Origin of the sequence: Actibacterium sp. EMB200-NS6, assembly GCF_001305615.1 — a bacterium.
Lineage (GTDB): Bacteria > Pseudomonadota > Alphaproteobacteria > Rhodobacterales > Rhodobacteraceae > Actibacterium_A > Actibacterium_A naphthalenivorans.
On sequence record NZ_CP010869.1, the window covers coordinates 3,420,001 to 3,432,988 of the forward strand.

Annotated in this window: 13 protein-coding genes (1 of these 13 cut by a window edge); 6 read left to right on the top strand and 7 right to left on the bottom strand. The window is 64.2% G+C overall.

The genetic code is table 11. The features are described from left to right. Positions 1-894: the 5' portion of a protein-methionine-sulfoxide reductase catalytic subunit MsrP gene (gene msrP / locus TQ29_RS16615; protein ID WP_054540085.1), read on the bottom strand. 30 nt of this gene lie to the left of the window's left edge; 894 of the gene's 924 nt are visible here — the first part of the coding sequence; its start codon is at positions 892-894; the stop codon falls past the left edge of the window. Between the two features lie 199 nt (positions 895-1,093). Here msrP and TQ29_RS16620 point away from each other — a divergent pair, with 199 nt between their 5' ends. Next, a complete protein-coding gene (locus TQ29_RS16620) occupies positions 1,094-1,819 on the top strand; it encodes a sulfotransferase family 2 domain-containing protein (protein WP_037210470.1) in 726 nt (241 codons plus the stop codon). Here TQ29_RS16620 and TQ29_RS16625 read toward each other — a convergent pair. Further along, positions 1,816-3,324, bottom strand: a complete 1,509-nt coding sequence (locus tag TQ29_RS16625) for an FMN-binding glutamate synthase family protein (protein ID WP_054540086.1) — start codon at positions 3,322-3,324, stop codon at positions 1,816-1,818. The two genes, TQ29_RS16620 and TQ29_RS16625, sit on opposite strands and share 4 nt — an antisense overlap. Before the next feature lie 122 nt (positions 3,325-3,446). Here TQ29_RS16625 and TQ29_RS16630 point away from each other — a divergent pair, with 122 nt between their 5' ends. Next, complete coding sequence (locus TQ29_RS16630) at positions 3,447-3,890, top strand: hypothetical protein (RefSeq protein ID WP_037210475.1); 444 nt, start codon at positions 3,447-3,449, stop codon at positions 3,888-3,890. 174 nt (positions 3,891-4,064) lie between these two features. Beyond that, positions 4,065-4,709 (top strand): hypothetical protein, encoded by a 645-nt coding sequence (locus TQ29_RS16635; RefSeq protein WP_054540087.1) that lies wholly within the window; start codon positions 4,065-4,067, stop codon positions 4,707-4,709. 37 nt (positions 4,710-4,746) lie between these two features. On the opposite strand, the gene clpB is transcribed toward TQ29_RS16635, so the two are convergent. Both clpB and TQ29_RS16645 read right to left on the bottom strand, forming a co-directional pair. Then, on the bottom strand, positions 4,747-7,362 hold the full coding sequence (gene clpB, locus TQ29_RS16640) for an ATP-dependent chaperone ClpB (protein WP_054540088.1): 2,616 nt from the start codon (positions 7,360-7,362) through the stop codon (positions 4,747-4,749). A 211-nt stretch (positions 7,363-7,573) separates the two neighbouring features. Then, on the bottom strand, positions 7,574-8,419 hold the full coding sequence (locus tag TQ29_RS16645) for a spondin domain-containing protein (RefSeq protein ID WP_162231838.1): 846 nt from the start codon (positions 8,417-8,419) through the stop codon (positions 7,574-7,576). A 192-nt stretch (positions 8,420-8,611) separates the two neighbouring features. Between TQ29_RS16645 and pyrF the strand changes: the two genes are divergently transcribed. Next, positions 8,612-9,343: an orotidine-5'-phosphate decarboxylase gene (gene pyrF / locus TQ29_RS16650; RefSeq protein WP_054540090.1), complete on the top strand. Its 732-nt coding sequence runs from the start codon at positions 8,612-8,614 to the stop codon at positions 9,341-9,343. Here pyrF and TQ29_RS16655 read toward each other — a convergent pair whose 3' ends face one another. Then, positions 9,344-9,970: an NAD(P)-dependent oxidoreductase gene (locus TQ29_RS16655; RefSeq protein ID WP_054540091.1), complete on the bottom strand. Its 627-nt coding sequence runs from the start codon at positions 9,968-9,970 to the stop codon at positions 9,344-9,346. A gap of 105 nt (positions 9,971-10,075) precedes the next feature. Here TQ29_RS16655 and TQ29_RS16660 point away from each other — a divergent pair, with 105 nt between their 5' ends. Continuing rightward, on the top strand, positions 10,076-10,459 hold the full coding sequence (locus tag TQ29_RS16660) for a helix-turn-helix domain-containing protein (protein ID WP_054540092.1): 384 nt from the start codon (positions 10,076-10,078) through the stop codon (positions 10,457-10,459). Here the strand turns inward: TQ29_RS16660 and TQ29_RS16665 are convergent. Together TQ29_RS16665 and TQ29_RS16670 are read right to left on the bottom strand one after the other, a co-directional pair. Beyond that, complete coding sequence (locus tag TQ29_RS16665; protein WP_081940272.1) at positions 10,456-10,722, bottom strand: NfeD family protein; 267 nt, start codon at positions 10,720-10,722, stop codon at positions 10,456-10,458. The genes TQ29_RS16660 and TQ29_RS16665 overlap by 4 nt on opposite strands. Continuing rightward, entirely contained in the window at positions 10,722-11,615 is an 894-nt protein-coding gene (locus TQ29_RS16670) for an SPFH domain-containing protein (protein WP_037210492.1), read from the bottom strand. The genes TQ29_RS16665 and TQ29_RS16670 overlap by 1 nt, the downstream gene beginning before the upstream one ends. A gap of 119 nt (positions 11,616-11,734) precedes the next feature. Between TQ29_RS16670 and TQ29_RS16675 the strand changes: the two genes are divergently transcribed. Beyond that, complete coding sequence (locus TQ29_RS16675; RefSeq protein WP_054540093.1) at positions 11,735-12,988, top strand: DNA polymerase IV; 1,254 nt, start codon at positions 11,735-11,737, stop codon at positions 12,986-12,988.

The following is a 12,988-nucleotide window of genomic DNA, read 5'->3' on the forward strand; positions in this document are numbered from 1 at the left end:
GTAAAGCCCGGCGACATCTTCGCCATAACCGTTGAACATCAGCGTTTCCTGCCGCCGCGACAGCAGCCCGCCGCCGATGCGCCGTTCGGTCGCCTGGCTCCAGCGCGGGTGGCTGACCTGCGGGTTCACGTTTGAATAGAATCCGTATTCCCGCGCATTGACCATGTTCCACGTCGCGAGCGGCTGTTCCTCGGTCAGGGTGATGCGCACGATCGACTTGATCGACTTGAACCCGTATTTCCACGGCACCACCAGGCGCAGCGGCGCGCCGTTCTGATTGGGCAGCGGTTCGTCATAGATGCCATTGGCCAGAATGGTCAGCGGGTGCATCGCCTCGTCCAGCCTCAGGCCTTCGCGATAGGGCCAGTCAAGGATCGGGCGGCGCTGGCCCGGCATCTCTTCGGGGCGAACCAGCGTTTCGAAGGCGACATATTTTGCCGAGGGCTGCACGCCGACCCGGTTCAGCAGCGTGCTCAGCTCGAACCCGACCCAGGGGATGACCATCGACCAGGCCTCGACACAGCGGAAGCGATAGATGCGCTCCTCCAGCGTGACGCCCGACAGGATCTCGCCAAGATCGTAGGAGCCCGGGCGATCGACCAGCCCGTCGATCTGCACCGCCCAGGGGTCGGTCGTCAACGCGCCGGCGTTTCGGGCCGGATCTTCCTTGCCGGTGCCGAATTCGTAGAAATTGTTGTACCGGGTGATCTCTTCGAACGTATTGGGATCGTCATCGGTGGAATAAGCGCTTTCGACCGCGCCAAGGCCCGCCAGCGCAGGCGTGGCCATGGCGCCAAGCGCCGCCGCACCCGCGATGATCTGGCGACGGTTCAGGAATGCCGTTCTGGGGGTAACATCGGACCATTTCAGATCGGACTTGAAGGTCTTGCGCATCAGGGAACTCTCCACCGGTTTCCGGCCCCTTTTACATGGTTCCGCCCGAATTTCCGATTGACGAAAGCTCACATTGTCGTTGGCGACTGTAACCCAATCGACCACACCGGGCCTATGCCAAGAAAAGCCCCTTTACTCAAAAAAACCCATCTGCTTTAGATTTGGCGGGTCCAACCACCAGATTGCCGGGACAGTACGCGTGACAACGTTTTCCACGAAAGCCGCCCTGGCGGATGCCAGACTTCAGGCCGGGGCGCGCTGGATCGGGATGCAGCGCCGCTATTTCGACACGCGCGAATATATACGGGCCAAACGCGAAACGCTGGACATGTCGGAGAACCGGGCGCGGGGCGCGTTGTTCGTGCATGTGCCCAAATGCGCCGGCACGACCATCGCGCGCCAGGTGCCGATCACCCATGGCCACCGCTCGGCCGAATTCTTCAAATGGCGCGACCCGGCGCTGTTCGACAGTTGCTTCACCTTCGGGATCACGCGCAACCCCTATGACCGGCTGGTATCGGCCTTTCACTATCTGCGCTCCGATCAGACCTCGAAGCGCGACGGAGAATGGGGCCGCCGGAACCTGTCGCAATTCCCGGATTTCTATGCCTTCATGGCGGCGCTGAGCCATCGGGGCGAACGCAACCGCCTGCTGGGCTGGCTGCATTTCCTGCCACAGACCTATTACCTGTGCGATGCCGGCAACCGGGTTCTGGTCGACTACGTCGGCAAGACCGAAACCTTTTCCGACGACATCGAACAGATCAACGCCCGCACCGGCCTCGGGATCGAGAACCAGCGCCAGCGCGCGGTGTCACGCTCGCCCTACAAGGAATTCTATTCGAACGAAACCGCGCGGCTGGTGGATCAGATCTACGCCGATGATTTCCGCGTCTTCGGATATGACACCGAACACGATTTCTAGTGTTTGTTTGCCAGAACGTGGTCGGCCGGGTCGGAGCGGCGGTAGATCTGGTTCATCGGAATTGACGATCCGTCCGGCTGCACGATGCGCACGTGGCGCCGCCGCATCAGCCGCGGTTCGGCGACGCCGACGGAATGCGCGATCGTTTCCACCTCGTTGATCACCGATCGGGCATAGCGCGCGACGCGGGTGTATTTCCGCTCGACCACCAGCCCCTTCTGCAGGCGCGGATCATGGGTGGTGATGCCCGTGGGGCAGGTGTTGCGGTTGCACTTGAGCGCCTGAATGCAGCCCAGCGCAAACATGAAGCCCCGCGCCGAGGTCACGAAATCCGCGCCCGCGGTGATGGCCCAGGCCACATCCGCCGGGTTCACCAGCTTGCCGCTGGCGATCAGGCGGATACGGTTGTGCAAACCGTAGGTATCGCGCAGGTCCGACACGATCAGCATCGCCTCGCGGATCGGCATCCCCACCAGATCGATCAGCGGCATGGGCGCGGCCCCGGTGCCGCCCTCGCCACCGTCGATGGTAATGAAATCCGGCGCGCTTTCCTCGCCCCGCTCGCGGATCAGGCCGAACAGCTCCTGAAACGGTTCGGGCGCACCAACGACGGTCTTGAAGCCCACGGGTTTGCCCGAAACCTCGCGGATATGGGCGACCATATTCAGCAGGTCCTCGAAGCTGTCGACCTCGACATGGCGATTGGGGGAATAGCTGTCTTCGCCGACGGGAATGCCGCGGATCTGCGCGATCTCGTCATTCACCTTGGCGCCGGGCAGAATGCCACCCTTTCCGGGCTTGGCGCCCTGGGCCAGCTTGATCTCGAACATCCTGATCTGCGGATGGGCGGCGACCTGCTTCAGCTTCTCATCCGAGATCCGCCCGAATTCATCGCGCACCCCGTATTTCGCGGTGCCGATTTGATAGACGATGTCGCAATTTCCAAGCAGGTGATAGGGCGAAAGCCCGCCTTCGCCGGTGTTCAGCCAGATGCCGGCCTCGGCTGCGCCACGGCTCAGCGCCTCGACGGCGGGCCGCGAAATCGCGCCATAGCTCATGCCCGAGACATTGAAGATCGAGGGTGCGTTGTAAGGTTCGCGCGCATAGGGCCCGATCAGCATCGGCGCGGTCGCCGCGAACTGATTGTCCAGCGGCGGGAAGGCGGCGTTCACAAAGATCGGCGTTCCGGGAATATTCAGGTTTCGGGTCGATCCGAAGGCAACGGTATTGCCCTTGCCCTCGCCGGCGCGGGCGACCCAGTCGCGCTGCGCCCGGTTGAACGGCATCTCTTCGCGATCCATGGCAAAGAAATACTGGCGAAAGAATTCGCCCAGCGATGTGAACATGTGCCGGAACCGCCCGATGACGGGATAGTTGCGCCGGATCGCGTCGCCCGTCTGGGTGCGGTCGATGACGAACAGCACCAGCGAAACCAGCACCACCACCCCCAGCACCAGAACGAACCCCAGCGCCAACCACTCCAAAACCCGTCCGACCCAATCCATCAGCTGCCCCCTGCTTCGATTTGACCTCAATCATGGCCCTGCGCCAGATTGAACCTACTGTTTATCTCATGACACAGTTCAACAACCCTCTGTAACAAGCCAGAGGCGTTCGGGAGGATAAAATGAAAAAGACACTCGCAGTTGCAGCCATCGCGCTGCTGGCAACGCCGGTTCTGGCGCAGGACGCGATCACCTACACCACGAGCGACAGTTTCGATGATGTCGTCTTCGCGCTGGAAAACGCGGTACTGGGCCAGGGGCTGGTGATCGACAGCGTCAGCCACACCGGCGACATGCTGGAGCGGACGAAGGCCGATGTCGGCTCCGACGTGACCATTTTCACCAAGGCCGACATCTTCAGCTTCTGCTCGGCCGCGCTGTCACGCAAGGTGATGGAGGCGGATTACACGAACGTCCGCTTCTGCCCCTATGACATCTTCGTCTATGTCAGGCCGGACAAGCCCGATGAAACGGTGGTGGGGTTCAGCACCTTTCCCGAAGGTCCGATGCAAGAGGTTCAGGCCCTGCTCGACACCATCGCGCGCGAGGCGGCCGGCGCCGACTGATCTGCGCGTTTCCGCCGAAAACACAAGGGTTCCGCCCGGCCGCTTGCCGGGGGGGCCTGCCCGTGGCAAAAATCTTCTCCAAGTCCAAAAAAGGACAGATTTGAGGCAAACAATCATAACCGAAGGTCATTCCGCACCGATGGGCGGGATGCAGAACTTCGGACGAGGGGCAGAATGCCGCAGGCAGGCCAAGAGCTTCCCCGTGTGTCGCGCGGGGTGCAGTCAGACCACAGGTCGTATTCACTGAATACGACAACCGTGTTTCAGGGGGCGGGCACGACCCATGCGCAGGCGGCGAAGCCGCGCAAAACCATCGTTCCGCGCCGCATGAAACTCTCCGTTAGGGAAGAGGGCGGCCGCCGCACCGCGATCTTCCCGCCGGGCGCCGCCGCGACCCAACGCATGACGCCCGCACAATCGCGCATCTACGAGCGCCTGTTCCAGGTGTTTTCCAGAATCGCGGCAACTGGCGAAACAGGGACAGATCAGCTTGACGACCCGAGCTTCAAAACCGCCGTCCTGCGCATTCTGGCGCAGCGCAAGCGCCAGCTGAAGGAGCGGGATGTGACCGGCCTGATGGATGAATTCATCTTCGCGCTGGCGCATGACACCACGCCAGAGGCGAAATCCGTCCGCAGTGTTCTGGAAGAGGCCGGTATGTCGCTGTCGTCACACGACGATACATTCATCTTTTCGCGCAAGCAGGCCCAGCATGTGGTCGATCCGGCCGCGCTGACCGCCCCGGCGCAGCCCGCGCCCGAAAGCGAACAGCCCGCCAAACGCCCGCGCCGTTTCCTGTTCAAACCGCGCAAGGCGTAACCCGCCCCGCCGGAGCATCCGGCGGAACGGGCAAGGCTCAGTGAACCACGGCATCTTCCGGCGGCTGCCGGTTCGACGCGCCCACGCGATCACCGATCAACAACCCCTCGGCGCCGGCGGTCACCGGGATGGTATCGCCATCCATCACATCGCCAGACAGGATCAGCTCTGCCAGACGGTCCTGCAGGCTGCGCTGGATCACCCGCTTCAGCGGGCGGGCGCCGAACACCGGGTCATAGCCTTCATCGGCCAGCCACTTGCGGGCGCCCTCGTCCAGCTCCAGCGTGATGTTGCGCGCGGCCAGTCGTTTGGCCAGACGCCGCAGCTGGATCGTCACGATGCCATCCATATCCTTCCGGCTGAGCCGGTCGAAGATGATCGTCTCGTCCAGACGGTTCAGGAATTCGGGGCGGAAATGGGCCCGCACCGCATCCATCACGTCGCGCCGCGCCTGCGCGCTGTCGGCCCCTTCGGGCATCTGGCTCAGCGCCTGCGACCCGAGGTTCGAGGTCAGCACGATCAGCGTCTGCTTGAAGTCGACCGTGCGGCCCTGTCCATCGGTCAGCACACCGTCATCAAGCACCTGCAACAGCACGTTGAACACATCCGGATGGGCCTTTTCGACCTCGTCGAACAGCACCACCTGATAAGGCCGGCGCCGTACCGCCTCGGTCAGCACACCACCCTCGTCGTAACCGACATAGCCCGGAGGCGCGCCGATCAGACGGGCGACCGCGTGTTTCTCCATGAACTCGCTCATGTCGATGCGCACCATCGCGTTGTCATCGTCGAACAGATACTCGGCCACGGCCTTGGTCAGTTCGGTCTTGCCGACGCCGGTGGGGCCGAGGAACAGGAACGACCCAAGCGGCCGGTTCTCATCGTTCAGCCCGGCGCGCGCCCGGCGCACCGCGTTGGCCACCGCCGTAACAGCCTGTTTCTGGCCGATCACGCGCTTGCCAAGCTCCTCTTCCATCTTCAGCAGCTTCTCGCGCTCACCCTCCAGCATCTTGGAGGTCGGGATGCCGGTCCAGCGTTCCACCACCTGGGCGATCTGCTCGGGGCGCACGGCCTCTTCGACCATCATCTCGTCTTCCTGCGCCTCGGCCTCGGCCAGCTTTTTCTCAAGCCCGGGGATCACGCCATAGGAAAGCTCGCCGGCCTTGGCCAGGTTGCCCTCGCGCTTGGCATGGTCCAGCTCGGCGCGGGCCTTGTCGAGTTGCTCTTTCAGTTCGCGCGCGCCTTCCAGCTTGTCGCGTTCGGCCTGCCATTGGGCCGTCATCGCGGCCGAGCGTTGCTGCAGGTTGGAAAGCTCTTCCTCGAGCTTGGCCAGCCGGTCTTTGGATGCCGCGTCATCCTCTTTCTTCAGCGCCTCACCCTCGATCTGAAGCTGCAGGATCTGGCGATCCAGCGCGTCCAGCTCTTCGGGCTTGCTGTCCACTTCCATGCGCAGACGGCTGGCGGCCTCGTCCATCAGGTCGATCGCCTTGTCGGGCAGGAAACGGTCGGTGATATAGCGGTGGCTTAGCGTCGCCGCCGCCACAAGGGCACTGTCGGAGATCCGCACGCCGTGGTGCAGCTCATACTTTTCCTTGATGCCGCGCAGGATGGAAATGGTGTCTTCCACCGTCGGCTCGTCCACCATCACCGGCTGGAACCGGCGGGCAAGAGCCGCGTCTTTTTCAACGTGCTTGCGATATTCATCCAGCGTGGTCGCGCCGATGCAATGCAGCTCGCCCCGCGCCAGCGCGGGCTTGATCAGGTTGGCGGCATCCATCGCGCCATCGGACTTGCCCGCGCCCACCAGCGTGTGCATCTCGTCGATGAACAGGACGATCTCGCCGGCGGCGGCCTCGATTTCCTTGAGGATGGATTTCAGCCGCTCCTCGAACTCGCCCCGGTATTTCGCGCCGGCAATCAGCGCGCCCATGTCCAGCGCCATCAGGCGCTTGTTCTTCAGGCTTTCGGGCACATCGCCATTGACGATGCGCAGGGCCAGCCCCTCGGCGATCGCGGTTTTACCCACGCCGGGCTCGCCGATCAGAACCGGGTTGTTCTTGGTCCGGCGGCTGAGCACCTGCATGGCGCGGCGAATTTCCTCGTCGCGGCCGATGATCGGGTCGATCTTGCCTTCCTCGGCGGCCTCGGTCAGGTCGCGCGCGTATTTCTTCAGCGCGTCATAGCCCTCTTCGGCCGAGGCGCTGTCGGCGGTGCGGCCCTTGCGGATGTCATTGATCGCCGCGTTCAGGTTCTGCGCGGTCACCGCGCCGGCATCCAGCGCGTCCTTGGCCTTTGATTTCACCATCGCCAGCGCGGTCAGGATCCGTTCCACGGGAACAAAGCTGTCGCCCGCCTTGGTGGCGATCTTCTGGGCCTCGTCAAGAACCCTGGCGGTGGACTGGTCCAGATAGACCTGCCCGGCATCGCCTGTCACCTTGGGCATCTTCGACAGGGCAACATCCACGGCTTCGACCACGCGTTCGGGCGCACCGCCCGCGCGTTTGATCAGGTTGGATGCAAGCCCCTGATCATCGTCCATCAATGCTTTGAGAAGGTGTTCGGGCGCGAGCCGCTGGTGATTTTCGCGCATCGCGATGGTTTGAGCAGCCTGCAGAAAACCACGCGACCGTTCCGTGAACTTTTCCATGTCCATCGGGCATTCTCCTTTTGCCAAGCGCCTGTCCTTTGAAACGCCCGCTCAGCGGCACGCCCCAATCGCAGGCCTCTCAGCCCATGTGGAGAGCCCTCTGCCGGTCTTCAAGGTTCCGTGATCAACTCCGCGACGCTTGGATCCCGATTTCCCCGCCCCCGCCGGCGGGCGGGCACCATCCCCGACCGGTGGCAGTGCCCGCCCCCCTGTGCAATCAGGGCCGGGCCGCGCGCCTGCGGCCGCGCACCGCGCCAAGTGCGGCCAGACCGCCAATCCCCAGCAGCGCCGTGGCAGGCAGTGGCACCGGCGCCGGCGGCACTTCGCGGATAGATATCGAAGCCACCGAGAACGCGCCCGGCTCGGAGGTGAAATCGATCAACCCGTCATCCAGCAGGCCAAGCGGCGTTTCCAGCCCGGCAAAGGCCGACAGGGTCGAGGCCCGCTGCACGGTTCCCCCCTCGACCGCGCCATCGGTACCCACCTGACCCAGGATAAATGCCGCGCCGTTTGCCGGATCGTTCACCTCTGTTCCGGCGTCGTAGAGATAGCTCGCGGTGACATCGATGGTGAAATCCCCGGCGAATACTCCGCCCGCGCCGAACAGATCGAACGCTCGCGGATCGTCCGTGCCCAGAAACGTGTCATTCGATGGCACCAGCATCGACAGGAAGCTCAGGTAACGGTTGCCGGACGGATCCAGCGTGACCTGCCGGGAGGCGGTTTCGCCCGGGTCGATCGTGGGCGGGCCGGTTTCGGTTCCGGCGATCACCACGCTTTGCGCCTTGGCATCCGCAGCGGCAAGCTCGGCCGTCACCCCTGCCGCATCCCCGACCTCGGCGAGCGCTTCGACCGCGGCGCTGGCCGAGGTGCCCAGATTGAACGCGTCGTACGAACCATCATGGAAGGCGGCGAACAGCGGCGTGATCGAAAAACCGCCCGAAGCGGCTGTGTTGGTCACGGAAATCTCCAGCGTGGTGGCGAAAGCCGGCGCACCGAACGCGGCGCCAGTCAACGCCAGAGCGCCGAATGCGCCGGCGCGGCGGGGAATGTGTTGGAACATGGTCTTCTCCAATTCTTTATGAAAGCAGGTGTGGCGGACCGCATCGTTGAACACCGGCCCCCCGCGCAGTATCGAACCCGTGCCGTGCCCCGGCGAATGAACTTGCACTCGCAATCCCGTGAAAACGCGAATGTGAAAGATTTGCCATTTCGCCTTTGTCCCGCTATCGAAGCCCCGGAACGGAGACCGCCGATGACCCAGCCCCCTGCCGATGACCGCCTGATCGTTGCGCTTGACGTGCCCGATGCCCATGCCGGGCTCGAGCTGGCCGACCGGATCGGCGATGCCGTGTCGTTCTACAAGATCGGGCTGGGGATGCTGACAGGCGGCGGGCTGGCCCTGGCGCGCGAGCTGAAGGACGAGCACGGCAAGCGCATCTTTCTGGACATGAAGCTGTTTGACATCGCCGCCACGGTCGAGGCGGCGGTGCGCGGGCTGGCGCGGTTCGATCTGGATTTCCTGACCGTGCATGGCGACCCGCACGTGGTGCGCGCCGCCGCCGAGGGCAAGGGCGGATCGGCCACGAAAATTCTGGCGGTGACGATCCTGACCTCGATGGACCGCGCCGATCTGGACGCCAATCTGATCAAGCCCGGCGAGCTGCGCGACATCGTGCTGGAACGCGCCGCCATCGCGCTGGAGGCCGGCGCCGACGGGCTGATCGCATCGCCGCACGAGGCGGCGCTGATCCGGGCGCTGCCGCAGGCCGAGGGCCGGCTGATCATCACCCCCGGCGTGCGTCCGGCGGGCGCCGATCTGGGCGATCAGAAACGCGTGGCGACCCCGGCGCAGGCCATCGCCGACGGGGCCGATCACATCGTGGTGGGCCGCCCCGTCTGGCGTGCCGAAGATCCGCGCGCCGCTGCGCTGGCGCTGCGGGCGGAACTTACCTCGCCCCAGGCGCAGCGACCCAACCGGGGTTGATCAGTAACCGATGGTAAACACCTGACCGGTGTGTTTCGGCGTCTCTACCTCATCCATCAAGGCGACCGCATAGTCTTCGGCGCTGATCGCGCTGTTGCCGTCGGCATCGCTGACCAGAACCGTGCCACCCAGCCGAAAGCTGCCGGTGCGTGCGCCCGGCTGGATCATGGCGGCGGGGGCGAAGAACGCCCAGTCCAGCCCGCTTTCGGCAAGCATATCGCGCACAGCTTTCATACCGGTGGCCTCGGGCACGATCTCGGGCGGAAGGACGTTCAACACCGGGGTTCCGTCGGGCAGGTTCAGCGTACCGGCGCCGCCCACGACGACCACCCGCTTTCCGGCCACGGTCGCGGCCGCGATCAGCGCCTTGCCCAGCGCCGTGGCATCGGCGATCCCATCGCCGGAAAACCGTGGCGAGGTCGCCGAAAGGATGACGTCCGCCTGCGCGGCAAAAGGGGCGAGCGACGCGGCATCGGTTGCGTCGATGGCAACCGGCGTAATGCCCGCGCCGGTGGCGATCTTCGCTGGCGACCGACCACCCGCAATCACCTCGTGCCCGCGCGAAACGGCCTCTGCCAGGATCCGCGATCCGATCATTCCGCTGGCGCCAATCAGAAAAAGCTTCATCAGTCTTGCCTCCGAATTAAGTTACGATAAGTAACCAGATACGGATGATTGAATTTCGCCGGAATACGCATTGTTCAGTCTCATGGTTACTAAAAGGGAACCACCATGCCACGCGTCAACGCCAATACCGATCTGGATTGCCCGATCCGCGACGTGCTCGACCGGATGGGCGATGCCTGGAGCCTTCTGGTGATGCTGGAGCTGTCGCGCGGGCCCTGCAGGTTCAACGCGCTGCGCCGCGTCGTCGACGGGATTTCGCAACGGATGCTGTCGGTAACCCTGCGCCATCTGGAACGCGACGGGCTCGTCAACCGCAGGGTACTGCCCCTGACCCCGCCGCAAGTCGAATATTCACTGACCACCCTGGGCTTCAGCCTGATCGAACGGGTCGAGATCATGCGCCAGTGGGCCGTCGAAAACCAGACCGCGGTGCGCGCGGCGCGCCAGGCCTATGACAGGCGGCGCGAGGCAGTGGCCGCGGATACCTAGTTTTCGTTGATGTCGTGGTCGAAGGTTTTCACCTGACCGCCCTTCAGCCCGAACAGCCTGCGCATGATCAGCCAGCCCGCCAGCGATACCAGCGCGAAGATCACCGCCAGCACCGGCCCCGAGGGCGTGACGCCAAGCGCCAGCATCACGCCCGTCACCGCCGCGCCGATGGCGAAGCCCAGAAACACATAGCCCGGCGCCAGAACCTCCAGAATGGCCAGCACCACCGCCCCGGCCAGCCAGACCCACCACAGCGCCCACATCAGCCGCGCCCCTTGAGCATGTTGAACGCGTCGCCGAATGCCTCCAGCGCGTGGGCGGGCACCACGATCGTCTGCTTGCCCGCGCCCTGGCCCACGGCGGTCAACGCCTCGACCTGTTTCAGCGCCACCTGATATTGCGCCGCCTCGATCCCGTGATCGGCGATCGCCCTGGCCACGACCTCTGTCGCGAAAGCCTCTGCCTCGGCGGTGATGCGCCGCGCCTTTGCCTCCTGCTCGGCGGCGTAAAGCTGTGCGTCGGCGGCCAGCTCAACCGCCCGCTTGCGCCCCTCGGCCTCTGTCACCTGGGCGCGGCGCGCGCGTTCGGCGTTGAGCTGCTGCAGCATCGCGTCCCGCGTCTGCTGATCAAGGTTCACATCCAGGATCTCGGCCCGCGTTACCTCTATGCCCCAATCATCCACCGCATCCTCGACCGAGGCCTTGATCGTCGAGATCAGGTTGGAGCGGTTCGATTGCACCTCGTCCAGTTCCATCTTGCCGATCTCTGCCCGCACGATGCCGGCCACCGTGGTGGCGATCGCCCCATCCACATCGCGGATGCGATACACGGTTTTTTCCGGCTCGGTGATCCGGTAGAACACGCTGGTATCCACCTGCACCAGCACGTTGTCAGAGGTGATGGCATCCTGGCTGGCGGTGGGAAGCTGGCGTTCGAGGATCGAAATCCGATGCGCCACCCGATCCAGGAACGGCACGATCAGGTTGATCCCCGGCCCCAGCACCGCACGCAGCCGCCCGAAACGTTCGACCACATGCTTTTCGGATTGCGGCACGATCCGCACGCCCAGCACGATGCAAAGGATGATGAAACCTGCCAGAAGCAACAGCACGATGTTTCCGCCCAGCAGATCGCCAATCACCGAAGTAGTGTCCATAATCCGAAATTCCCAAATTTACGCGCCGCGACTATGCCCGGCCCAAGGCCAAAACGAAATCCCTTTTGCCGGTGCCATGCCGGGTATATCTGTAACCTGCGTCTTACCCGGATCCCCCGATGCAAGCCCTGTGCCGCGATTGCCTTGCCGTTTTTGAACACATGCCGCGCTGCCCTTCCTGCCGCGGCCCGCGGGTCATCGCGCATCCCGAGCTGTTCGATCTGTCGATCGCGCATATGGATTGCGACGCCTTCTATGCCAGCGTCGAAAAGCGCGACAACCCCGTGCTGGCCGACAAGCCGGTGATCATCGGCGGCGGTCGGCGCGGCGTGGTGTCCACCGCCTGTTACATCGCCCGGATCAAGGGTGTGCGCTCGGCGATGCCGATGTTCCAGGCGCTGAAGCTTTGCCCCGAGGCGGTCGTGATCAAGCCGCGCGGCGATGTCTATGCCGCCGCCTCGCGCGAGATCCGCGCGATGATGGACGAGATGACGCCGGCCATCGAACCGCTGTCGCTGGACGAGGCGTTTCTTGACATGACAGGCACCGAAAAGCTGCACGGGATGCCGCCTGCGGTGATGCTGGCCCGGCTGGTCAAGCGGATGGAGACAGAGCTGCGGCTTTCCGGCTCCATCGGGCTCAGCCATAACAAGTTTCTGGCCAAGCTCGCCTCTGATCTGGACAAGCCGCGCGGATTTTCGGTGATCGGCCGGGCGGAGACGCTGGATTTTCTCGCCCCCAGACCCGTCCGCATGATCTGGGGCGTGGGCGCGGCGGCGCAGGTATCGCTGGAACGCGCGGGCATCCGCACCTTCGCCGATCTGCGCCGGTGGGAGCAGCGCGATCTGGAGGCGCGTTTCGGCAGCTTCGGCGAGCGGCTGTGGCATCTGGCCCGGGGCGAAGATCACCGCCGCGTCTCCGCCAACGCCCCGATGAAAAGCATCTCCAACGAAACCACGTTTTTCGAAGACACCTCGGACCCCGACATTCTGGACGGGCATCTGTGGCGGATGTCCGAAAAGGTGGCCGACCGCGCCAAGGCCAAGGGCAAGGCCGGGCGCGTGGTGGTGCTGAAGCTGAAGCGCGCCAATCACAGCCTGATCACCCGCCGCGTATCGCTGCATGACGCCACCCAGATGGCCGACCGCCTGTACCGCACCGCGCGCGATCTGTTCGATCAGGTGGGCGATCAGGGCCCCTATCGCCTGCTGGGCGTCGGCCTGTCGGATCTGCACCCCGCCGACACGGCCGATCTGTCGGGCGATCTGCTGGACCCGCTTGCCGGAAAACGGGCAGGCGCCGAACGCGCGACCGATGAAATTCGCCGCAAGTTCGGCAGCGATGCGATCGTGAAAGGGCGCGCCCTGCGCTAG